The sequence below is a fragment of the Rhodococcus sp. P3_B8 genome, assembly GCF_056402775.1.
In genome coordinates this window covers 17,453-40,416 of record NZ_JBFUGT010000048.1, presented here as the reverse complement: position 1 = coordinate 40,416, position 22,964 = coordinate 17,453, and the positions used below count along the sequence as shown (strand labels likewise).

16 protein-coding genes and 4 pseudogenes are annotated in these 22,964 nt (G+C 62.1%); all 20 read right to left on the bottom strand.

Features of this window, described 5'->3' with window-relative positions; genetic code table 11:
- Positions 1-1,498 (bottom strand): carotenoid oxygenase family protein (locus AC1D1G_RS18010; RefSeq protein ID WP_477953065.1); only part of this gene is annotated, 1,498 nt, incomplete at its 3' end.
- A gap of 959 nt (positions 1,499-2,457) precedes the next feature.
- Positions 2,458-3,627 (bottom strand): acyl-CoA dehydrogenase family protein, encoded by a 1,170-nt coding sequence (locus AC1D1G_RS18005; RefSeq protein WP_477953064.1) that lies wholly within the window; start codon positions 3,625-3,627, stop codon positions 2,458-2,460.
- Positions 3,624-4,823 carry an acyl-CoA dehydrogenase family protein gene (locus tag AC1D1G_RS18000; RefSeq protein WP_105417946.1) on the bottom strand — a complete coding sequence of 400 codons (1,200 nt, stop codon included), beginning with the start codon at positions 4,821-4,823 and terminating at the stop codon, positions 3,624-3,626. The genes AC1D1G_RS18005 and AC1D1G_RS18000 overlap by 4 nt, the downstream gene beginning before the upstream one ends.
- 1,027 nt (positions 4,824-5,850) lie before the next feature.
- Entirely contained in the window at positions 5,851-6,702 is an 852-nt protein-coding gene (locus tag AC1D1G_RS17995) for an alpha/beta fold hydrolase (protein WP_241031839.1), read from the bottom strand.
- Between the two features lie 482 nt (positions 6,703-7,184).
- Positions 7,185-8,704, bottom strand: a pseudogene (locus AC1D1G_RS17990) (AMP-binding protein).
- 19 nt (positions 8,705-8,723) lie between these two features.
- Positions 8,724-10,403 (bottom strand): class I adenylate-forming enzyme family protein, encoded by a 1,680-nt coding sequence (locus tag AC1D1G_RS17985; RefSeq protein WP_206016901.1) that lies wholly within the window; start codon positions 10,401-10,403, stop codon positions 8,724-8,726.
- Complete coding sequence (locus tag AC1D1G_RS17980; RefSeq protein ID WP_206016900.1) at positions 10,403-10,693, bottom strand: SDR family oxidoreductase; 291 nt, start codon at positions 10,691-10,693, stop codon at positions 10,403-10,405. Before AC1D1G_RS17980 ends, AC1D1G_RS17985 begins: the two co-directional genes overlap by 1 nt.
- Before the next feature lie 64 nt (positions 10,694-10,757).
- A complete protein-coding gene (fabG, locus tag AC1D1G_RS17975) occupies positions 10,758-11,537 on the bottom strand; it encodes a 3-oxoacyl-ACP reductase FabG (protein WP_141471500.1) in 780 nt (259 codons plus the stop codon).
- 409 nt (positions 11,538-11,946) lie between these two features.
- Positions 11,947-12,828, bottom strand: a complete 882-nt coding sequence (locus AC1D1G_RS17970; RefSeq protein ID WP_283351053.1) for an enoyl-CoA hydratase-related protein — start codon at positions 12,826-12,828, stop codon at positions 11,947-11,949.
- A 25-nt stretch (positions 12,829-12,853) separates the two neighbouring features.
- Positions 12,854-14,023, bottom strand: a complete 1,170-nt coding sequence (locus tag AC1D1G_RS17965) for a thiolase family protein (RefSeq protein WP_164065116.1) — start codon at positions 14,021-14,023, stop codon at positions 12,854-12,856.
- Between the two features lie 81 nt (positions 14,024-14,104).
- The gene (locus AC1D1G_RS17960) at positions 14,105-14,893 is read right to left on the bottom strand and encodes a crotonase/enoyl-CoA hydratase family protein (RefSeq protein ID WP_206016898.1); all 789 of its coding nucleotides are present in this window, start codon (positions 14,891-14,893) and stop codon (positions 14,105-14,107) included.
- A 25-nt stretch (positions 14,894-14,918) separates the two neighbouring features.
- Positions 14,919-16,070, bottom strand: coding sequence for an acyl-CoA dehydrogenase family protein (locus AC1D1G_RS17955; protein ID WP_105417938.1), 1,152 nt, complete (start codon positions 16,068-16,070; stop codon positions 14,919-14,921).
- Positions 16,071-16,125: 55 nt separating this feature from the next.
- Positions 16,126-16,890 carry an SDR family NAD(P)-dependent oxidoreductase gene (locus tag AC1D1G_RS17950; RefSeq protein WP_164065114.1) on the bottom strand — a complete coding sequence of 255 codons (765 nt, stop codon included), beginning with the start codon at positions 16,888-16,890 and terminating at the stop codon, positions 16,126-16,128.
- Positions 16,891-17,331: 441 nt separating this feature from the next.
- A pseudogene (locus AC1D1G_RS17945) lies at positions 17,332-17,777 on the bottom strand (DDE-type integrase/transposase/recombinase); the annotation flags it as partial.
- A gap of 164 nt (positions 17,778-17,941) precedes the next feature.
- Positions 17,942-18,250: pseudogene (locus AC1D1G_RS17940) on the bottom strand (IS701 family transposase); the annotation flags it as partial.
- 105 nt (positions 18,251-18,355) lie between these two features.
- Positions 18,356-18,526, bottom strand: a complete 171-nt coding sequence (locus AC1D1G_RS17935) for a hypothetical protein (protein ID WP_206016897.1) — start codon at positions 18,524-18,526, stop codon at positions 18,356-18,358.
- A gap of 111 nt (positions 18,527-18,637) precedes the next feature.
- Positions 18,638-19,423: a hypothetical protein gene (locus AC1D1G_RS17930; protein WP_206016896.1), complete on the bottom strand. Its 786-nt coding sequence runs from the start codon at positions 19,421-19,423 to the stop codon at positions 18,638-18,640.
- Positions 19,413-19,622 (bottom strand): SDR family NAD(P)-dependent oxidoreductase, encoded by a 210-nt coding sequence (locus AC1D1G_RS17925; RefSeq protein ID WP_241031838.1) that lies wholly within the window; start codon positions 19,620-19,622, stop codon positions 19,413-19,415. The genes AC1D1G_RS17930 and AC1D1G_RS17925 overlap by 11 nt, the downstream gene beginning before the upstream one ends.
- A gap of 526 nt (positions 19,623-20,148) precedes the next feature.
- Positions 20,149-20,971 (bottom strand): annotated as a pseudogene (locus tag AC1D1G_RS17920) (IS701 family transposase); the annotation flags it as partial.
- A gap of 439 nt (positions 20,972-21,410) precedes the next feature.
- The gene (locus tag AC1D1G_RS17915) at positions 21,411-22,268 is read right to left on the bottom strand and encodes an SDR family NAD(P)-dependent oxidoreductase (RefSeq protein ID WP_206016894.1); all 858 of its coding nucleotides are present in this window, start codon (positions 22,266-22,268) and stop codon (positions 21,411-21,413) included.
- Positions 22,269-22,964 lie beyond the last annotated feature (696 nt).

Genomic DNA, 22,964 nt, shown 5'->3' with positions numbered 1-22,964 from the left:
GTGACGGAACACTGCGAAAGTCCATCCAGTGCCCGTGAGGAGTCCATCCCATGTGGAACGGGAGCTCGATGCGACAGATCGGCCCAGTGCTGATGTCATCCGTATCAAAGATCTGGAACTCGCCGAGGTGCTCCTTGAACTTGGACACAGGAACGATGAGGTAACCATCGCCTTCGGGGGCGTCTACAGTCCGAGGGACAAACGCCGGCTCGAACGGGGACTCGTGGCGATTTGCGGTCAACTTCACTCGCTTGTCCGACCCACTGCGCATGTTGCGTCGAATTAGCGTGTCCATCCGCATCGCGCCTGGCCTGCTATCGCTGGGCGAGCCTCCCACGAGAACACCCCAGTCGTAGGGTCGGCCGAAGTGCCGTTCATCGATCTTCGGGAGCTCGCACATGACATCGTCGAGCACCTCACTCGTGACTGTTCGTGTCTTGAGGTTGATCGTCCATCTGCCAAGCACACTCGGCGCAACCTGGAAGAACGGAATGAAAGGGTCACCTGGTGCTGACATCTCGTCGGTTTGGAACGGCGGACGCCCGAACAACGGTGCGTCGAGCTGGATCGTGTCACCGATCTCGTTAGCCGACAGCATGTGCATCATGTACTGCGGCGGCAAGTCGGCAGTGATCCAGATGATCTCCGAGTTGATGTCGAAGCGGTTGATCAGCGCCAGCATGATCGGCTTGGCGACTTCCCATCCGTACCCACCAAGGCCCTTATTCGCCTTTTCGCTCGAGAGCGTGAACGGTTGGAACGGCAGAATGAAGTAGTTCTCGGACAACCACGCGTCGTGGGCGACGGTGTTGTACGGGGCATCGAGGATAGGACGCGACTGGACATCGCCGTTGGGCTTGATCCAGTGAAGGGTGACGAACGGGCGCACGTCGCTGTAACCCCACGCATACAGCATCCCCGTGTCCGCATCCCACTTCGGGTGCGGCGCCATATTGCCGTCATTCTCGTCGATGGGCTCACGGATACCCCGTGAGAGGTCCTTGCCCCAGGAGGGGAAACCCTTGGTCTCGAGCGTTATTGGATCGATGCGAAGCGGAGCCCCGGCCTGCTCACCAACCGCGAAGATGTCGCCAGCGAAGGGGAAAGCATTCACCAGCGCCGTGTTGTGAGAAAGCAGACGCGTCTGCTCATTGCGGATGATGTCACCGAGACCCATCGCACGCCAGTCTTGGCTGATCGCGCAGTCCTCCCACTCGAAGAGGGCTTCTCCGGCCTTCTCCTCGGCCAGGAACTTGGGCGTCCTTACCCACCGGTTGCGGAAGGACGCCTTTCCGTTCTCGAGAACCAAGCCCTGAACCATGCCATCAGTGGTAAAGACACTCTCGACCCCCTGACGCGCAGGGCGTCGAACGGTCGGGCCGTTATGGTACAGCCCACCGTAGATGTCCTTGGGGATCTGACCCTCAATGACTCGACATTCCGGAACCGTGGCCTCGAAGGCCATGGGCCAGAACACTCCCCTTTGCTGCATGCTCATCGCTCCTCAGTCTTGAATCTACTTTTTTGAATCTTGATTTAATTATGCTCTTGGCTAGGATCACGTGTCAACACGACGAGTTCAGAATGAGCGCAGCATGACCTCCGACATATCGGCCGCTCAGGGCATTTCGCGCTTTTAGGGTGGCCACCGCAAGCTAGTCGTTAGCGAGCAATTCAGCGCCATCATCGATCGCGCCTCGCCGAACGGCTCTGTCGGCGGTGAGGGGCGAGTACTTCAGCCTCTGGATGCTGCCAAGACGGTCCAAGACACCGGAGTCGGCGGGCTACGGTCGGCACAGCCCGCCATATCTGATCGTCAGGTGGCTGCAGGAGCGCCATGCCGGCGGATTCCTCTCAGCGATGGGCCGCTGGAGAAGAGGCTTTGAGGTCCGTCATCGGCTTTGCCATTTAAATTCGAGTCTCCGGCCCCCGTGCAATCGGATCAACGAGGAGTAGGAGGAGCCCTTCCTCTTGAACGGCGAGGCATCGGACCCGAGCTGGCTGCTTTCACTTCTCACATAACCTCATGCCAGACGGCGGATAGTCAGACCAAGCATCGGGTACCGCTCGAATGCACGTATTGCACTCCGAAGACCTGCCGGGGCAGCACCCGTCGGGGTGGCGCCTCAAATCGCAGCCCGCCTATCCGCGAAGTCCTCGCGGAACGGCTCATGCTTACAGAGACGGGCAAGGTTGGCGGCCGGCTTCGAATCAGGAGCGAACGACTAACGCCCCTTGACCGCTGATCCGCCCACCGCGAGTCGTGCCATCCGCTCCCCGAGAACCCGCCGCGACTCGCTCGTCCGCGCCCAGCGACTCGAGCATGTCGGGATTCTGCGCGTTTAGGATATCCTGGCGGTTGAAGGTGATACGACAGCTGCCGTCCGTCTGGTCAACCAGCAGTGAGCCGGATGTCAACGTCGCCATAAAGCACCTCCGTTGTCAGGACGGTGGCACCTAGGGATTGTGCACGCTGAATGACGAGGCGATGTCACGCCCGATGATCTCTTTCATGATCTCGGTCGTACCGCCGTAAATCGTCTGCACGCGCGAGTCGATGAAGGCACGGGCAACGGGATACTCGATCATGTACCCATAGCCGCCATGCAGCTGGACGCATCGGTCAACGATCCGTTTCTGGAGCTCAGTGGTCCACCACTTACCCTTCGCCGCATCCGTGGCCGTCAGGGTCCCAGCGTTCTGGCGGACGGCGAGGCTGTCGACATAGGTTTCCGCGATGTCCAGTTCGGTCGCCATTTCGGCCAGCGCGAACCGTGTGTTCTGGAACTCACCGATCGGCTGACCGAATGCCTTTCGCTCGAAACAGTACGCAGCGGTCAGGTCGAAGATGGCGCGAGCATCCGCAACCGCGCCAAGTGTCGTGCTCAGCCTCTCGCGTGGGAGGTGCCTCTTGAGCTGTGACAACCCGGTCCCGTACGTGCCGAGCAGGTTCCCCAGTGGTAGACGCACATCGTTGAAAAAGAGCTCGCCGGTGTCCTGYGAGTGCAGACCCACCTTCTGCAATGGCCGCCCGCGCTCGAATCCAGGCATGCCGTCCTCGACCACGAACAAGCTGAAGCCCAGAGAACCATCGTCTTTCACCGTGCGCGCCGCAACGATGACGATTCCGGCAATCGTGCCGTTCGTAATAAATGTTTTGCGACCTGATAAGACCCACTCGTCACCGTCTCGGCGCGCCATCGTTGACATCCCCCGCAAATCGCTGCCCGCTTCCGGTTCGGTCATAGCGACGGCTCCGACAATCTCGCCCGCCGCAAGACCAGGCATCCAGCGATCGAGCTGCTCGTCCGTACCGAGGTCCAGCAGGTAGACCAGAACCATGTCGTCCTGGTTCGCCAGGCCGATCGAGAAGGTGGTCGCTCTCGCCAGCGCCATCTCCTCGCTGACCACCATCCGGAAGCGCACATCGGTCTCGCCCGGTCCCCCGAACTTCTCCGGGATCCCCAGTCCGTAGATTCCAGCGTTGATCGCGGCGGTGAAGGCTGACAGGTCGATTCCACCCTCCTCCTCCCAACGGGCGTAGTGAGGCGTGACCTCCCGTTTGATGAAAGTCCTTACCGTGTCGCGGTACTGCTCGTGCACGTCCTCGTAGATCGCGCTGCTCATGAGACCGGAGCCATCTGGGGGGCGCCCGCAGAACGCTGTGACACGCTGACGCCAGGAAGGATCAACGCGGCGATCGCGTTCCTCAACACTGGCGGGCTGCCGCCGGCCACAATTGTTGCCACGACGTCTCGATGGATGCGCTCGATGGCGTAATTCGTGGTCGCCCCGTAGCCGCCATGGAGCTCCAGCGCCTTCAGCGTGATCTGCGAGGCCACTCGCGCGCCGTAGAGCTTGGCGGCCGTTGTCTCCAACGCCCGCGGGTAGTTACCGTCGATTGCCGAGGCCGCGGCATTTCGCGCCATCAGCCGCAGCGCCTCGAGGTCCGTCCACATGTCGACCAGGGCGTGGTAGACGGCCTGGAACTCGGCCAATGGCCGTCCAAAGGCGACTCGTTCGCGGACGAACCTCTCCGCTTCGTCGTATGCGGCGCCAGCCATGCCGAGGTTGAACGCACAGTTGTGCAATCGCTCCATGTTGAAGGCAGTCATCAGGTCACCGAAGCTGCCCGGCCCCCGAATGATGTTCTCGACAGGAATCACGACGTTCTCCAGCGTCAGGTCCCCGTGAGGGATACCTCGGCACCCAAGGAATTCGGGGCCAGCCTCGATCGTCACACCAGGCATGCCTTCTTCGACGATGACCGCGCCGATTCCTCGGTGCCCCGGAATGTCATCGAACCGAACGAACACGGCATAGAGCTGGTTTACCGTTGCTCCGGTCACAAAGTTTTTCTTGCCGTTGAGGACCCAATCGTCGCCTCTTCGCTCTGCAGTGGTGACGAGGGAGGTCAAGTCCGACCCAAAATCCGGCTCGGTGAGCGCAATGGCGCACTGCCTTGCTCCGGTGACGAGGTCCGGAAGAAACTTGTCCCGGGTCGTCTGCGACTCGGCCATCATCACCATGCACGGTCCCGGTCCGGCTGTGGCGAACAGCGGCTCGCCGATCGCCCAGAACTGCGAGTTCCTGAACATCGCCTCGACGGTGATCAGATAGTCCATCGCGGTCAGTCCCTGGCCGCCGTACTCGGTAGGCATCGTCAGGCCAAGGAGCCCGTGCGCCCTGACATGCTCCACGACCTCGGAGTACGGCACCTTGTTCGACCGATCCCATTCCGCCGACCTGCCACGAAGGGCGGCTCCAGCGGCCTTCGCACGCTCCTGCAGTTCCAGCTGTTGCGCACTGAGGGTGAAATCCACAGCATTCTCCCGTCCTCATACGCTCGACACGAGCGCATGCTTTTGAAACTTGATTCAAAACTGTATACTACATGAAGAACGGAGGCGCGTCACGGCCTCGAACCCCTCATCGATTCCGAAACGTGTCGAAGAATGACGGTGCGTCGCATAGTGTTCGAGAAGAAGCCGTGAAGACTCCCGCGCGATGGTGACGCCATTCCTGAGTCTTTCGCGTCCTGAGTCTTTCGCGATCGTAGTTGCGACGCGGCAGACGCCCTCGCGTCGACCTTCTGCGGGGTGCCCCGGATGCGGATTGACCACCACGGGTCGCTGCGTGCAGGTCGACGTGCCGACTCAAAGTTCGGCAAGTCCCACCGACCGCTGCTGTATCGGTCGCCCGTCTCGGCGTTGCCGACGCTCGCGTGAAATCGAAAATACCGAAGTGGTGGGCACGTCCCGTCCGCCGCGGCCAGCGGTCCAGATCCCGATCACCACTTCGGCGAGCTGTTTCCCGATCAGCGCATGCAACCGCGCGATCCCGTCCACTCCTTCCGGAAGCCGGCCTTGCTCAGCCTCCGTCCGGCCGGGCCCATCAGCTCGAGATCATGATGATCCTGAGTTCAAACGTCTCCTACAAACAGCAACATCAGCGGCGCGTCTCGCTGCGTCATGTTCGCCACTCCCTGCCGTCAGCGTGCGGAAGAACTGTCAGCAATCTATGTGGCAGTGCTTCAGTGACACTGACATTCCATCAGCGATTCCGTTCTGCCCGGCGGACCGGCAGGGCACGATCATTTTCCAGGACTCCAAGTCCAACAGGAAGAGCACTCACCTACCCGCCGCTACCGGTCACGAGTCTGCCGCATGGCCAGACCCGCTAGCACTCGATAGGGACTCGGGAGGCGGGGTTGGGCGCGCGGCTACTCGCCAAAGGCGACCAACGAAGGCTTGGACCGATGACGAAGAAGCGGATCCGGGATGCGGGCCGAGGTGACACTCACGACGAGACCCGAGCCGACGTGGTGCGGATCCCCCCGCCAGACGAGCCTCAGCCGAGGTTATCGAGGAATTCGACCACATGGGTGGCGAAGACATCGTTGTCGTCACCCGCGATCATGTGGCCGGCGTCTGCCGACTCGACCTGGGCCTGAGGGATGAGCGCCTTCATCTCCTGCACGCCTGCTTCGCTGACGACGTCTGAGTGCTTCCCGCGGACCAGCAGGGTCGGGACGGTGATTGCTCCCGCCGCCTGTGCAAGGCGCTCGACGTGAGCAACGCTCATTCCTTCGTCGGACTGGGTGAGAAACTGAGGATCCCAGTGCCAGTACCAACGGTCGTTCGCATGCAGACGGACATTCTTCCTGAGCCCATCCAGTGATGCGGGTCGAGGACGATGCGGGTTGTAGCCATGGATCGCGTCGGAGACTTCTTGCAGGTCGGCGAAGCCATCAGGCGAGGCCTCCATGAAGTCACGAATGCGCGCCGCGCCTGACTCTTCCACTCGCGGCGTGATATCGACGAGAACGAGTGCCCGCGCGAATCCCGGAGCCTCACCTGCTGTCAGCATGGCCACGATGCCGCCCATTGATGCGCCCACCACGACCGGGTCTCCGCCTACGAGCGCACATGCGCGACTGAGGTCGCTCACCATCGCATCGAACCGGTAGTCTCCGGTCGGATCCCAGTCACTGTCGCCGTGACCACGAGCGTCGTATGCGAGGACTTTCCAGCCCGCCCGAGCGAACAGCGCGCTGCTGACCCTCCAGGAATGGCGAGTCTGTCCGCCGCCGTGAAGCATGACTATCGAGCCGCGAGGTGGCACCACATGGTCAGGAAGCCACAAGTCGCCGACTAACGCAATGCCGTCATTCACCTCGAACTTGACGATCTCGTGCGACACGCCGTTCCTCTCGTCGGCAAGGAGAAGCCTCCTCGCGCGTGTTGTCTGATCTAGGCGCATTCGATGACAGGTGCCATTCCGTGGCCGCCACCATGTCTGCGGGCGGTGAGGCCGTGCGGCATTCTTCGCCAGCAGATCTCGGGATGTGGGTACATACAGCGGCGATATTCTTGGCGGAACCGGCCTTCTGTCAATCGTGCTCCCAGCGCCCGTCACTTCTGCTCGTTCGCGGGCCGTCGTAGCCCCCGCCGGATTGTCGACTGACTTGACGAACCCGTTCATCGACCTGTCTTAATATAGATTAAGTCATGCTTTGGCGTACCGGGCGCCGGATCCGCGCCTATGAGCAGAACACATTGCCTTCTTGGGCTCTACCGTCCCATCAATCACTTCCCGCACGTCGAGCAGTCGAATCCTGCGGCGGACGTCGCTGTCCGGGGCGGGCTAGCGAAGTCAAGCGTTACCCGAACGGACTGTTCGGTCTAACTCAGCTCGAGTTCACGCCTATCAAACTCTCCGGCCGCAGTGCGTGGTATGTCGTTGACGAAGTCAACCCTCTGAGGTGCCTTCTCGTGCGCAACTCGGTCGCGGGCGTAGTCGATGATATCGGCAGCTAGGTCGGAACATTCGCGGACTTCCGGCTTGACCCTCACGACTGCTTTGAACTGCTGTCCCCGCTTCAGATCGTCGACGCTGATCACAACAACGTCGTAGATTGCCGGGTGCATCATCAAGACGTCTTCGACCTCCTCCGGGCAGCGGTCGACTCTGCTGAAGGTGGTCATGTTGCTGTGCGATCGGCCAGGAACAAATAGCCATCCGCATCAAGAAATCCGTGGTCACCCACTGCGGTCCAGGTGGGATGGTCGGGATGTCGAGCAGCAGCAGTTTTCTCCGGGTCCTTGTGATACTCGAACGGCTGGTCTTCACGTTCGAAATAGACGGTGCCAACCTCGCCGGCGGGTAGCTCTGTCCCCTCGTCGTCACAGATATGCAGTGTTCCGAGCACACTGCGACCTACCGAACAGGGTTTCGTGAGCCATTCGTCCGACGAGATGGTGGTAAATCCGTTTCCCTCGGTGGGCGAGTAGTACTCGTTCAAAATCATTCCTACCCAGTCGATCATGGACTTCTTGACGGAGGGAGGACATGGTGCTGCAGCGTGCACGACACTGCGCAGACTGGATAGGTCGTATTTCGCGCGAACGGCTTCGGGCAGCTGCAGCATACGCACGAACATAGTCGGCACCATCTGGGCGACGGTAACGAAATGCTGCTCGATGACCCGCAAAGCCTCCTCCGCGTCGAATTTCTCCATCACTACCACGGTGCCCCCATACGCGTGAACAGCACCGCACCAACGAAGAGGTGCAGCGTGATAGATCGGGGCCGGCGAGAGATACACATCTGAAAAGGTCAATTCATATGCAGAGCCGATGGCGCTCGTGGTGGGATCACCCGGCTGATCGACCTCGATCTGCAGCAGCGGCGATTTCATCCCCATTGGGCGGCCCGTAGTTCCAGAGGAGTAGAGCAGGTCGGAGCCGCGGGGACACTGGACAAGCGGCACACCTATGTTCGCACGCATGTCCTCGTAGGACCGATACCCCTCGATCTGACCGCCGAAACAGAAGCGGTCCGCGATCTGCAGGGTGAGCGGAACCAACGCTTCGGCAAGTGCCCGGACACCCGCCGAAACGACGAGAACCTTCGAATCACTGTCGTGAATGATGAAGGCAGCGTCGACGGGTGAGAGATTGCGATCGACCGGTGTCACGTACAGACCGGAGCGCAGGGCAGCCCAATATAATTCGAAGCACTCCGGCGCGTTGTCCGACACAAAAGCGAACGCGTCGCCCTTACGAAGCCCCAGGTCGTGGAGAACCCGCGCGAACCTCGCCGAGTTCTCGTTGAGTTCTCGATAGGTCAGAGTGCGTCCCGACTCGCTCATGACTACAGCTGGCCGGTCAGGCGATGTCACAGCATGCACACCGGGAAACATGTCGCTACCTCTCGAGTCGTTATCGACGGTGGGACGGTGGGTGACGATCAGCCAGAGAGGCTTCTGCGGCCGTCTCGCAACGCAGGGTTCCGTCGGAGATCATCTGGCGAACTTCGAGGGCGCGAACCTTGCCCGAAGCAGTGGTGGGCAGCGTGTCGGTGAAGTACCACCGCTGTGGCACCTTGTACTCCGCCAGATGCGTCGCACAGTGCCGTTCCAGATCCTCTCGAAGTGCGTGATGGTCGGTGGCCGCGTTGCACACCACCACTCCTGCGACGATCTCACCGAGCCGCTGATCAGGTATTCCGACAACGACCACCTGAGCGACAGCGGGGTGACCGCTCAAGCAGTCGGACACTTCGTTCGGAGAGATGTTCTCCCCTCCCCGGATGATCAACTCTTTGAGCCGGCCGGTGAGCGTGATCATCCCACGCTCATCCATCGATCCGAGGTCGCCGGTGTGGAGCCATCCGTCGAGGTCTACGGTGCGGGCAGTGGCCTCAGGGTCTCGAAAGTACCCCAGCATCTGCTGGTAACCACGCGCGCATATTTCTCCGGGGACGTCGACCTCTTGCGTATGCCCCGTGACCGGATCGGCGATGCGGCATTCGACCTGCGGAAGCGGGCGGCCGACTGTTGTGGTGATGCCCCTCGCGCTGTCGTCGCGTCGCGTCGCGGTCAATGGGGCCGATAGCTCCGTTTGACCATAGACGTTGAGCACCGTGCCACCGAACAATTCCCTAGCCTTCTCGATCATCGAGGAGGGTACGCTTGCGGCGCCGACCAGGATGGTGGGAATGGTTTGGGGTGCACTATGACCCGCCTCCGCCGTCTGCAGGAGACCATGCAACATCGCGGGTACCAAGAGAATCGTCGAGACCCTCTCACGTTCGACGGTCGCCAGTACCTCCGTCGGATTCCAGCGGTCCACGATGACGAGGGTGCCGCCGACCGCGAGCGCTCCGAGGGTCGAGGTTACGCATCCGGCGGTGTGAAACTGCGGAAAAGGCGAGAGGATGACCGAGCCGGGTTCGACGCCAGCGGTCAGCAGCGTGATGCGTGCAACGTTGACCATGGACCGGTGTGCGAGGAGAACGCCCTTTTGCTTCCCCGTGGTGCCCGAGGTGTATTGCAGCATGGCGGCAGTGTGGGGATCAACGGACGGCCACTCGAACGCGGGATCGAGCGATTCCGTTGCCCAACGGGCGACGGTATCCAGGGAGTGAGCTGCTCGCACAAGTGGGCAATCGGGCAATATCGCCTCGATGACGGCGCCTAAGTCACGGTCACGGTAGGACGTCGTGAAGAGAAGCATCGTCGCTTCGGAGTTTGCAAGTGTGTATCGCAGCTCGTCGATTCCCGCTTGCGGGTTGAGGGCAACCAGGACCCGGCCGGTCATCGCGGCCGCGTACTCGATGAGCGGCCATTCGACGACATTGGCCACGAGCAGCGCGACATGTTCCCCAGGACGGGTGTGTTCGAGGAGAGCAGCGGCGATCGCCCGCGCCTTTTCGAGGATCTGGTGATATGTCAGGCGCTGATTCTCTCCGCGATGATCGTTACCGATCAGAGCCAGACGGTCCCCGAACTGGCCTGCCTGTGCTGTCAGCAGGGTGGCCGAGGTGTGGTCGAGCAAATCGATGCTCTCGTCTCGAGTCCAGTGTGCCTGCCGAAGCGGCGTGCCGATCCCTGCGGACATTATGTCTTCCATTCTCCCAAAGGCACCCGCTGCCCGGTCGGTCGTGAGCGGATGGTGTGAGACTCGTCCGACCAGGTGCCGGTTATCGCGATTTTCAGCTGCTGACGAATTACGCTGGCGGATTCGTAATGTCGTTCCGGACGTCGGTTCGCGGCCATCCCACTCCCCGATGTCTGCCATCCGCCGTCGATGACGAGATTTTGACCGGTGACGTACGACGACTCGTCCGACGCGAGGTACACCGCTCCTGCGGCGATGTCGTCGCCTGTTCCGAAGCGCTTGACAAGCATGTGATCGAGGCGCCTGGTGTCCGAGGTTCGACCGCCTGATGACAGATTTGGAGCTCCGACCTTCCTACATCAGCCGTCCGCCGCCGACCTCGAGGACTGCACCCGTCATGAAGCTCGACAGATCCGAGGCCAGGAACAGTGCCGTACCCGCGACCTCATGCGGTTCCCCCGCGCGCTTCATCGGAATCGTCGATTCCAGGTTCGCGAACGCTTCGGCAGACATCGCTGCGGTCATGGGTGTGCGGATGAGTCCGGGCGCGATCGCATTGACACGAACAGCCCTGCTCGCGAGTTCCTTCGCGGATGCTTTCGTCATGCCCACGATGCCGGCCTTTGCCGCGCTGTAGTTGGTCTGGCCGAAGTTACCGCCCTTACCCGACAGGGAAGACATATTGATGATCGAGCCGCGCCCCTGCTCGCGCATGATCGCGCCGGCGGTCTTCACACCGAGCCAGGTGCCGGTCATGTGGACGTTGACGACCAGTTCGAAGTCGCTGAGCGACATTTTCGCCATCCGGTTGTCGCGGGTGATACCGGCATTGTTGACCCAGATGTCGAGTGATCCGAACTGTGACACAGCGCTGTCGGCTACCCGTGAAACCGCGTCTTCGTCGGTCACATTGCATGCAAGAGCCACCACATCCCCGCCACCAAGCGATTCCGCGGCGATCTCGGCCTTGGCCTGGTCGAGATCGGCGATGATGACCTTCGCGCCGTGCTTGGACAACGCCGCGGCGATCTCGTAACCGATTCCCTGAGCGGCTCCGGTGACGACGGCCACCTTTCCTGCTACCAAGCCCGGCTCTGTGACAAGCAATTCCGGAGCCAATGCAATTTCAGACATTCGTCAAACCCTCTTCTCATAGCATGCTCGGCCGATGATCAGCTTCTGCACTTCATGGTTGCTTCGTAGATGCGTTACATATGGGGATCGCGATGGAACCGCTCGGTCGGGGGGCGTTCCGCATCTGCCCGAGGGCCTTTACACCTCCGGTCCGCGATGCCGTGGTTTCGTCCCGAACAGAGACCGGAGGACTAAGTGGCCGAATTCCACTGCGAGCTGTACGTCTTCTCGCATTTTCAACCCATGCCCGCCGTACTCCTCGGGAAGGGCACACCCGAACAGAGGCACCGCAATGGATGTACTCGGCGATAGCGTCGGCCTCGTCGCGGCGAAGTCCTCTGCTTGCGTATGAATACGATTACTGCCGTGACTATCTGGACGAAGCCGTCTTGGTCGATGACTCGAGTTCTTATCTGTATCGAGTCGTGCTGGGAGGTATACGCTCAATGCCTTCGTAGGCGGGTTCGGGACGCCAGGGGAACCATTCCGGAAGGTCGGAGCCCGGGTTGAGGGTCCACACCGGGGTACGCTTGTCCAGGAACGCCTTGACTCCCTCTGCGGCGTCCGGGCCCGATCCGGTGTACGCGATCGCCGCGGACTCGATCTCATGCGCGACCATCGGGTGGTCGGCGCCCATCATCTGCCACAGCAGTTGGCGCGTCAGCGCGACGGATACCGGGGCGGCGCTTCGTGCGATTTCCTGCGCAATCTCGGTGGCGACGGCGAGGACTTCTTCGGCGGGATGGAGGCTGCGCACCAGCCCGGCTTCAAGAGCTTCCTTGGCCCGGAACACTCGCCCGGTCATCGCCCAGTCCAGGGCACGGTTCGGTCCGACGACGCGCGGGAGGAACCAGCTTGCCGCGCCGTCAGGAACGATGCCACGAGCTGTGAACGGGAACCCAATCTTCGCCGAGTCCGCGGCGACCCGGATGTCCATTGGAAGAGTCAGTGACGCACCGAATCCCACGGCCGGCCCGTTGATCGCAGCGATGACGGGCTTGAGGGAGCGGAAAATGCGCAGGGTTACTCGCCCACCGGTATCACGGGGCGGACCTGATTCGCCGTTTGTCCGGTTGAACGAGTCCCCCCCGGAGGAGAGGTCCGCCCCAGCGCAGAACGCGCGCCCGGATCCTGTCACCACGACGGCGCGCACCGAGTCGTCGGCGTCGGCAGCGTCGAAGGCGTCGATGAGTGCGTCGCACATGGCGGTGGTCACTGCGTTGAGGTTCTCGGGGCGATTGAGTGTCACGAATGCGACGTTGTCGGAGACCTCGTAGAGGATGTCGGGCACGGTCTGTGGTCCTTTTCCGGCTTGTTCAGTGGTTGAGGAGTTCGAGGATCGTGGCGTTGGCCATGCCGCCACCCTCGCACATCGTTTGGAGCCCGTATCGGATTCCGTTCGCCTTCATGTGGTGGACGAGCGTGGTCATCAAGCGGCCACCAGAGGCGCCGAGCGGATGGCCCAGGGCGATGGCGCCACCATTCGGGTTCAGACGGGTCGGGTCGGCACCGGTCTCGGCCAGCCAGGCCATCGATACGCTCGCGAACGCCTCGTTGACCTCGAATGCACCGATGTCGGCGATGCCCAGCCCGGCCTTACCGAGGACCTTCTCCGTCGCCGGAATCGGACCGGTCAGCATGAGCACTGGGTCGACACCGGCCAGCGCGAAGCTGTGCAGTCGTGCGAGCGGCTTCCATCCCAGCTGACGTGCACGTTCGCTGGTCGTGATGAGCAGTGCGGAAGCGCCGTCGGAGATCTGCGAGGAGTTCGCGGCCGTGATGACTCCGTCCTCGGAGAATGCCGGCTTGAGCTTGGCCAACGACTCGAGCGAGCCGCCGCGCCGCACACCCTCATCGGTGTCGACGACCGATGACGTTCCGTCCTCACCCGTCACCTCGATGGGAGCGATTTCGTTCTTGAAACGGCCTGCATCGATCGCCTCGGCGGTCTTGGCGTGCGACTCGAGTGCATGCTGGTCGAGATCGGTGCGGCTGAAACCCCAGCGGCGGGCGATGGTCTCCGCGCTCACTCCCTGGTTGAACTCGATTCCGTCGTAGCGAGCAAGAGCTTTGGGTCCGTACGGTTCCCCGAACCCTGCCCGCCGCGGTGAACCCATCGGCACGCGACTCATCAGCTCGACACCGCCGGCGACCGCGATGTCGTACTGACCCGACATGACACCCGCGGCGGCGAAGTGGACTGCCTGCTGCGACGAACCACACTGACGGTCGATGGTCACCGCGGGGATGTCCTCCGGCCAGCCGGCTCCGAGCACGGCGAAGCGGCCCAGGTTTCCACTCTGTTCACCTACCTGCGACACGCAGCCCCAGATCACGTCCTCGACCAGGGTGGGATCGAGGTCGTTGCGGGCCGCGAGTGCCTCGAGCACCATGGCGGACAGGTCAACCGGGTGGACGCCGGCCAAGGCGCCGTTGCGCTTCCCTACGGGGCTTCGTACTGCATCGACAATGACGGCGTCTCTCATTGGACTACCTTTCTCGGCTTCTGACTACGGTCGCGACGGCACCCTCTGGCCGTCGTGGGGGGTCGATCGATTTGTGGGTCTTCAGGATCCGGTCCACTTCGGCGTCCGCTTCTCCGCGAACGCCCGGGCACCTTCTTGTGCGTCGGAGGACGCGAAGACAGGACCGGTGATGTCTCGTTGGCGATCGAACTGCTCGGTGGTGGACCAGTCACGCGCCTGCGCGACCACTTGCTTGGTGGCGCGCACGGCGAGCGGACCGTTGGCCACGATCCGTCCGGCCAACTCGAATGCCCCGGCCAGCGCCTCGCCCGGTTCGGTTACCCGATTGATCAGTCCGAGTTCGAGAGCGCGGTCGGCGGTGAGGTGCTCACCGGTCAAGGCGTACTCGAGTGCGACTCGTTCGGGGATCAGCCTGGGCAACCGGAGCAGTCCCCCGGCGGCGGCAACCAGACCCCGTTTGGTTTCTGGCAGGCCGAAGACAGCGGCCGATGAGGCCACGACCAGATCGCAGGCAAGTGTGATTTCGAAGCCGCCTGCCAGGGCATAGCCCTCGACTGCGGCGATCAGGGGCTTCTGTGGTGGGTTCTCGACGAAACCTGCGAAGCCGCCCTGGGGTGTGGCCGGGCGGATTCCTTGTACGAACGCCTTGAGGTCCATTCCTGCGCTGAAAGTGCCGCCGGCTCCGGTAATGATGCCGACGACCAGATCGTCCCGCCGGTCCAGTTCCGCGAGCGCCGACTCGATTCGCTCTGCGACTTCCAGATCTACCGCGTTCCGTGCGCTGGGCCGATTGATGGCAATCACCAGTGCGCCATCTGTGACTTCGGTGAGCACGACTGGGGCATGCGTCTTTGGCTCAACTGCTGTCATCGCGATCCTCCTGTGGCAGTGCGATTCATAAGCCCAGCGACTTGCTGATGATCGTTTTCATGATTTCGCTGGTTCCGCCGTAGATTCGGGTCACCCGTGCGTCGGCGTAGAGACGGGCGATGGGATATTCGAGCATGTATCCGTATCCGCCGAACAGTTGCAGGCACTTGTCGACCACTCTGCCCTGTAACTCTGTGCAGAAGAGTTTGACCTTGGCCGCGTCGACGGCGCTCAGTTCGCCTTGGTCGTGGTCGTCGAGCGCCCTGTCGACGAGCATCTGCCCCGCCTCTATCTCCGTCGCGCATTCGGCGAGAATGAATTTCGTGTTCTGCATGCTCGACAGCGGCCTGCCGAAGACGTTGCGGTCCTTGACGTAGGTGGTGGTTTCGTTTAAGGCGGCGACTGCGGCAGCCTGTGATCCCACTGCGATCGACAGCCGTTCCTGGGCGAGATTGTGGCCGAGGTAGTCGAACGCACGACCTTCTTCGCCCAACAGGTTCGCAGCCGGCACCCGCACGTTGTCGAAGTACAGTTCGACGGTGTCCTGCGCCTTCATCCCCAGCTTGGACAGGGTGCGGACCACACCGAATCCGGGGCTCGAGGTTTCTACGACGAGGATGCTCAGGCCCGCGCGCCGGTTGTCCAGGTCGACCGGTGCCGTCCGTGCGACGACGAGCATCAAGTCTGCGTTGACGCCACCGGTGATGAAGGTTTTCGACCCGTTCAGCACGTAGGTGTCGCCATCGCGGGTGGCGGTACTGCTGATGCCTGCGAGGTCCGATCCGGTCCCCGGTTCGGTCATTGCGATTGCGGAGATCAGGTCGCCGCTGGCGGCGCCGGGAAGCCATCGTTGCTTTTGTTCCGCAGTGGCGTACTTCAGCAGGTACGGCAGCACGATGTCCATGTGAACTCGCAGCGACCCCAGGCCGAGCTTCGCGCGCAGGGTCTCCTCGGTGAGGACGGCGCTGTACTTGTAGGTCTGCTCGCCGCTTCCTCCGTATTCTTGCGGGATCTGGATTCCGAGAATGCCGAGCTCGCCGACCTCGTTGTAGAATTCGCGCGGCGGAGCGCCCTGCTCTTCCCACTTCTCGAAGTTGGGTACGACATTCTTTTCGAGGAACCCTCGTACCATCCGCCGGAATGCGTCGTGTTCGTCCGTGAAAACCTTGCGTTTCATCTCGACTTTCCTGATCAGTGAAGGGGTAGTCGTGGCCGTGGTGGTCCAGCCTCAGTTATCGCGGTGCCATGCGGTTGGCGCCGTCGAGCCGGAGGGTCTCACCGTTCAGGTAGCCGTTGTCGATGATCGAGCACGCCAGCTTGGCGTACTCGTCCGGTTCACCGAGTCGCGCCGGGTGGGGAACCCCACTTGTAAGGGACTGGCGCACGTCGTCACGCAATCCTGCAAGCATCGGGGTATCCATTAGGCCCGGCGCGATCGTGCACACTCTGATGTTCTTTGTAGCAAGGTCGCGCGCTGCGCAGATCGTCAGGCCTGCGACACCTGCCTTGGATGCGGCGTATCCGGCTTGTCCGATCTGCCCCTCGAAGGCAGCGATGGACGCGGTCCACACCATCACGCCACGCTCGCCGGCGATCAGCTCGTTTCCGGCCATGTTTGCGGCGGCAACACTTGACACGTTGAAAGTCCCGAGGAGGTTGGTGCGCACGATAGTGGCAAACAAGTCACCGTCACCCCGCGAGCCGTCCTTGTTCACAAGCCGGACCGAGCCTCCACGGCCGGCTGTGTGCACGAGCACTCGGAGCGGTGATCCGAGCGATGCCTCCGCAACGGCGTTCTCGACTTCGCCGATGTCAGTCACATCGGCAGGAACGAATCGTGCGCGTTCACCGAGCGATGCCGCGACTTCCTTTCCCTGCGAGGACGGAAGATCAGCGATGACAACCGACGCACCCAGGTCGATCAGTCGGCGAGCTGTTGCGAGCCCCAGTCCGGAGGCTCCGCCCGTCACCAGAGTGGACTTGCCGTTGATATCCATAACTCCCTCACCAAACATGTAGGTGCGACCTACTGGCGGCAGCAGTTCAGCCACCCCGTGCCGCGTCGCGGTCGGCGAGAGCGATCGTCGTGCACCGATCCGCTCACATAGATTTTATACTAGATTAAATCTAGCAGGGTCAAGGGGGATTGCCGTGCGGATCGCCAGGACCAACTAGTGCATGGACACAGAGCGGTGACACCCAAGCACTGTTACGCCGTCATTCGCACTACCCGGGCCAAACAACGGTCCGCAGGGCATTTCTACCCACGGTATGCGCACCCCAGACCCATGCTGGGACACTGCCCGGTCCGTTGGCTGCCAAGTGGACGCGGAAGTTTTATGCCGACACCAGTTTTCTAATGTAGATTCATACTATAATGTGGTAGTCACTGGTAGTTTGGTCTACTGCGAGAATTTCGGACATTGAAGGGGATTGATTCAGGCCGCGATCGTCGGCCGCTGGTAACTGCAGTGGACGTCGTCCGGGTACCGGTAGCCGAGCGCAGAATCCCGGCGCCGCGAGTTGTGAACCCTACGATGCACCTGACGATGTCCTGTCGCGCTCGCTGTTTCGTTGCATAGAACGTGCGGTAGACACATTCGTTCTTTAGCGCTGCGAAGAAACTTTCGGCCATACTGTTGTCCCAGCACACCCCCGGTACGCCCCATCGAGGATCGAATTCCCAATCCGGCCACGAGCCGCCGAAATGCGCCAGAGGTGTACTGGGCGGCCACGACCGGAGTGAAAGACCGCCCCCGGCTCGATCAGGGTCGTCGAGGCCGCGTTCGCCAGCTCGGCTGCGATCAAGTCAGTGCGCATGTGATCGGGCGATCGACCACCCGACCACCTTGCGGGAGAAACAGTCGATGACCGCCACAAAGTACTGCAACGACAGTTTGCGATGTCGACGTTTGTAGTGGCTGGCGCGCGCTCTGGCCTGGCTGGCGCGGCGCCAGTTCGACCAGTGCCAGACATGCACGAGGGCGTGTTCGACCGGACAGGCGACGCGGTTGAACAATCGCCGGATCTCGTTGATTGTCAGAGGTATTAGATCTCGGTTACCAGCCGGAGATCCCGTTTTTGAGCGCCGCGGCGCAGGATCGTCAGGAAGGCGGCCGCGGCCATCGACAAGGTGATGTGCAAGTACCAGGCCGGGTACCCGCGAACCTGGTAGTGGTCGAGCCCGGTCTCGTTCTTGGTGGTCTGAAAGCACTCCTCGATCGCCCAGCGACTACCGGCCACCCGGACCAGCTCGGCGGGTTCGGTCTCGGCGTGGCCTTAACATATGTAGTAGGCCATCTCGTCGGGGTCAGTGATCGACCGGCGGGCCAGCAGCCGGTGATCGCGACCCCGTTCGCCACATTCGGAGTCGCCCGAACCCAGCCGGCGCTTGTAGCCGTTGGGCGCGCTGGCTTCTGGGTCTCGACCACTCCGGCGCCTAGACGGCCGCCCAGTTCGAACTCATCGATGCCGGTGGTCATCGACCTGAACCATCCCGTCGGTGGTGAACACGCTCTCGACGCCCTGGCGCGGGGCCGCTGGGCAGGTCCGTTTCCGGTAGAAGCCACCGAACACGTCCTTGGGGATCTCCCCGATCGCCTGGCATTCGGGGACCGTCGCCTCGAACGCCATCGGCCAGAACACACCACGCTGACAGATATGTTTCCCGTCTCCGTAACCAATCCGGTTGATCGGCCGCAAGTCCCCAGCGGACGGCCCGGTGGGGGACTCCTCCGCGCGGGGTCAGCTCCATGGTTGGACTAGGTCAAGCACGAAGGCCATCACGCCGATGCTGATATAGAAGGCGGTCGGGCAGATTGCGAAGCCTATTGCGAACAACGTCCAGGGCTCGGCTGAGGACCGGCCGGGCAGGCGAGGGCTGTCCTCGGTCACGGCGACGGACGGGCGCGCCCCGGCACCAACCGGAGTGATGACCCGCTGGTCCGCATCGACGACCGCCGGAGGACCGTTCACCGCCATCGTCCCGCGCTCGTGCTGCATCCGCACGATCCCTCGGCCGGTCCACGCCATCAGCATCAGAATGATGTTGACCCACACCAGGTTGGTGTAAGGGACGCCGAGAACCGTCCACTCCTCCCGGTAGCCATAGCGGTAGATGTCCAACGCGTAAATCGTCAGACCCTCGACACTCACATCGAGCACCGCGAAGAAGACCGGCAGCACGACGTACTGCCAGCGACCCAGTTTTCGGTCGAGCCAGTCACGGTAACGCAGGATCAGCAGGGTGGTGATCCCGAAGAACGTCGCGTACGAGCACGGCGACCACAGCGGCTCGGGCCGGCCGGCGAGCGTGAAAAGGTTGATCGACCGAGCATCGTAGGTGAGATTGAGGAACCAGTGATCAGTGAAGATCCAGTCCCAGAAGAAAATCGATATACATCCAACGTAGAGGCCGGCGAGAAATCGGGTTCGACCAAACCGGAACACCAAGTATCCACCGAACACCGTGCCCAGGACTTGGGCGAACTCGTAGAGCCGAAGGACCACCAGCGGCGTCTCAGCCAACATGCGCCCGGACCCCGCTTACGTAATCAACCGGCTCGATCATGACCCCTCGACCACTCGAACGGACGAGCTCCGCCGTCTCGTCGGCGCCCGCACGATTGCCTCGATACGCCACGACGACGTCATGGCCATCCTCCGCCAGGTTACGAGCGATGGCCCGACCCAGACCACCGGACGCCCCGCCGACAACCGTCCAGCTCATCGATTCCACCATCTTCTCTTCTCACTCCAAACTCGAGGATCGTCCGGCACAGGAAACAGACCGCGCGTCATCACGACTTCACGGCGCAGCTACGGGCCAGCTGAACGGGGACCAACATTCCCGGAAGTATCTAATTCAGATAAAATATTAGGTGCATGCGACCGGGATCGTCAACAAAACCAGGGTGTCGCAGTCACGACCGTAGAAGGGAAGTAAGAATCGGGTTTGTGCCACACCCAGCGACGAACGATGCCAGCAGCGCTCCCTAATCGACTACCAAGCCCGAATGCACCGATTCGTTGATGTTGTCGTCGTGAATTCCGTTGTGTGGAACGGGTTGTGGGGACGTGGGTGATCGTCCGACCTGGTGTGTCGGGTTGTTTCACTGAGCCTTTCGCATCCAGGGTGGCATGTGTGATCGGTGTTAGGTGATGATCGGCTGATTTCCCTCCGGGCGGTGGAAGCGATGTGTGCGAGCATGGACAAGGTGGTGTGGATACCATGCACGGTAGGTACGCCCCTGTTACTGGACCAGGCCGGCCTCGTTTCTTGGCCTGCTGGAAGCACTCCTCGACCCGCCACCGCGATCCGGCGACGACTGCGAGTTCGGTGAGCGTGGTGCGCCGGGATCCGACGCCGATGTAGGCGATCTCGGTCGGATCGGAGAGGGACCGGCGGGCGAGCAGCCAGTGCCCCGCCCGGGCGCACAGGCGCTCCGGATCGGCACCCGAACCGAGGAGTATCCCGCGGGCGGGGTGCGCCGTCGCCGGCCGAGATCCGGCGCCACTGCCTCGGCGGGACCGCGGCGATCATATCGCCCGCCGGTCCGGGGTGAACACGTCGTCGTTGCGCCGGGTGGCCAGCACATAGGACACATCGCGTTCCTCGAGCCACACCCGCAGGGACTTCACCTGCCCGTACGCTTCGTCGGCGGTGAGTCAGGAGAACGGCACCTTCGCATCGAGAGCGGGTTCGATCATGTGCTGCGCCAGCACGGGTTTTGGTCGCGAACTCGACCCCATCCCCGATGCCGGCGGCGCGGCACCGGACCCGATCGGCGGTCCACGATTCGGGGCAGGTGCAGCTCCCGGTCGATGAGCGCGTGCCCGGGCCGCGCTCGCGTAGGCGAGGAACACCCCGATCTGGCTGTTCTCGATCCTCCGGCCGTGCCGGAGTACTGCCGGGCCACCCCGGCCGACGGGTGCCCTCTTCAAGACTCTGTCTCGTCGACGATCAATACGCCCATGTCAGCGTCGCCGATCGTCTCGACCACGACCTCACGCACGTCGTCGCGGAGCCCCTTCACAGTCCCAGGAGTAGAAGTTCAGCAGCCGCTGCATGCCCTCCGGGCCGCATCACCGGCCATCGAGCCACGTCGGATGCTTCTGATGCCAACTGCGGCACCTCCGGGGCCGGACGGCAAGACGCAGTTTGCGGCGCCACTTCGCGACTACCACGCCCCCAGGAATGGACCTCGACATCAAGAGCGATACCACCAGCGCCGCAGGGCTTCCGAATTCGCTACATTACCGGGAGATCTCGGCACCGGCTACCCCGTCGCCCGCCCGCAGCAATGCCCGCGCCTGGACTACCTGTCGGTGCGGCGGCGCGTGGATCCAGCAGTCCGCCCGAGCTCTGCCCGATATTCGCCACTGACCGTCCACGTCACGGCAACCATGAACGCAGCATGAAATCGCTTGCTACTTCACAGACGGACCATTGGCTCGAGCAATCGTTTCGATGGACAGGCCGAATCCTGCGGCGCGAAAACCCTCAGACACCCGGTTGTTATGATTCGGCGTCTGTCGCGCGGGAGATGCTGGCCACGACGCGCGCCTCGTAATCTTTCCGGGTCCCTTGATCGATCTGGGGACCTAGACGGTCGATCTTCGTAACCCGAAACAGCAACGAACGGAGTGTGTACGGCAACGCACCGTAGACGTGGGCGGCTATTCCGACTACACCAGGCGAGAAGATAGCGTGCCGCTTTCGCTTCAGGCCTTCGATGATTGCATCGGCGACTTCTTCTGGTGTAACGCCGCGCATCCCGCGCATCTCCTGTAGTCCCGCCGCCAGTTCCGTCTTGACGATGCCGGGGCCCACCGACGACAGATTAATACCACTGCCCGTCAGTTCGAGACGCACGCTATCGGTGAGACCAACGATCGCGTGCTTTGTGCCGACGTATGTGGCGACGCCGGGGGCGGGCAACCACCCACCGGTCGATGCCAGGTTGACAATATGGCCGGCGCCTCGCGGCTTCATGCGTCGTAGGGCTTCCTTCATCCCGATGAGGGTGCCGCGGTAGTTGACGTCGACCAAGCGGTCTGTCATCTCGTCGGTTTCGTCAATAAAGTAGCCCACCGGCATGATGCCGGCGTTGTTGACGAGGATGTCGAGCGGACCGAAGTGCTGTTCGGCGGCATCGAGAACCGAGCGGAACTGCTCGCGGTTGGAAACATCGAGTGACCGACTAATGGCGTTCTTGCCGATGGCGGTAGCGACGGCCTCGGCAGCCGCCCCGTCGAGGTCTGCGACGACGACTCGTACACCCTCGCGTGCGAGGGCCTCGCACGTCGCCCTTCCAATTCCTCGGCCTCCGCCGGTGACGACGGCGACTTTGCCGCTCAGTGCAACTTGGTTCATGGCTGTCTCCTAAAAGTTCTGCTCCGTTGTTGACTGCGGATCTGCGTTATGTGGCCCGCAACCCGCGCAACGATACACCTGACGTACCGTGTATCAGAGTATCGTTTTTGTCTGCCCCAGGCCAGGTCTGTGCAGAGCACGTGCCGTTTTGCGGTCAGCCGCGCGGCTCGGCGCGTGACGATGGCGTCCGTCCGGTTCACTATTTCCAGCGGCTTCGGTGACATGCCCATACCCGAATCAGCATCGCGCGCCTTCGTTGACGCGAAACTGCTGCTCGTGGCGACCTTCTTGTTCCCAAATGATGTAGCGGCAGATCCCGCGCTGGACTTCTCGCGATGAGAGGAATTGCCGGTGTCGAACGCGAGAATCGGCGCAGTGGATCTCGCGGGGCAGGATCCGACGTGGTTCCACTATCGGGGACCTGCCAACCCCATCGCCGGCCGGAAGAATCGGCAAGTTGGGTCAGGGCCCAGGCAGAAAATGTCCAGATCGTGTTCGCTCGAAATGAGCGACCTTCTCATGATCTCCGCGGTCGGCTACGCTGGACGATTTCTGGCTCCACCTCATAGAGCATCGAATCCATCAGCACCGGAGACGTTGTATCCCATTCTCGACGCACCACACCGCAGGCGTGGACACGGCCAAAAAACGGGCGCCTGCTTGCCGGTTGACCGTCGAGCTGGACACCGTGTAATG

Excerpts from the sequence above, each read along its gene's own strand:
- AC1D1G_RS17950 (WP_164065114.1), bottom strand. The coding sequence starts at position 16,890 with ATGGATATCAACGGCAAGTCCACTCTGGTGACGGGCGGAGCCTCCGGA.
- AC1D1G_RS17960 (WP_206016898.1), bottom strand. The coding sequence starts at position 14,893 with ATGACAGCAGTTGAGCCAAAGACGCATGCCCCAGTCGTGCTCACCGAA.
- AC1D1G_RS17965 (WP_164065116.1), bottom strand. The coding sequence starts at position 14,023 with ATGAGAGACGCCGTCATTGTCGATGCAGTACGAAGCCCCGTAGGGAAG.
- AC1D1G_RS17915 (WP_206016894.1), bottom strand. The coding sequence starts at position 22,268 with ATGAACCAAGTTGCACTGAGCGGCAAAGTCGCCGTCGTCACCGGCGGA.
- AC1D1G_RS17985 (WP_206016901.1), bottom strand. The coding sequence starts at position 10,403 with ATGTCCGCAGGGATCGGCACGCCGCTTCGGCAGGCACACTGGACTCGA.
- fabG (WP_141471500.1), bottom strand. The coding sequence starts at position 11,537 with ATGTCTGAAATTGCATTGGCTCCGGAATTGCTTGTCACAGAGCCGGGC.
- AC1D1G_RS17935 (WP_206016897.1), bottom strand. The coding sequence starts at position 18,526 with ATGGCGTTCGAGGCGACGGTCCCCGAATGCCAGGCGATCGGGGAGATC.
- AC1D1G_RS17930 (WP_206016896.1), bottom strand. The coding sequence starts at position 19,423 with ATGTTGGCTGAGACGCCGCTGGTGGTCCTTCGGCTCTACGAGTTCGCC.
- AC1D1G_RS17925 (WP_241031838.1), bottom strand. The coding sequence starts at position 19,622 with ATGAGCTGGACGGTTGTCGGCGGGGCGTCCGGTGGTCTGGGTCGGGCC.
- AC1D1G_RS17980 (WP_206016900.1), bottom strand. The coding sequence starts at position 10,693 with ATGCTTGTCAAGCGCTTCGGAACAGGCGACGACATCGCCGCAGGAGCG.
- AC1D1G_RS17955 (WP_105417938.1), bottom strand. The coding sequence starts at position 16,070 with ATGAAACGCAAGGTTTTCACGGACGAACACGACGCATTCCGGCGGATG.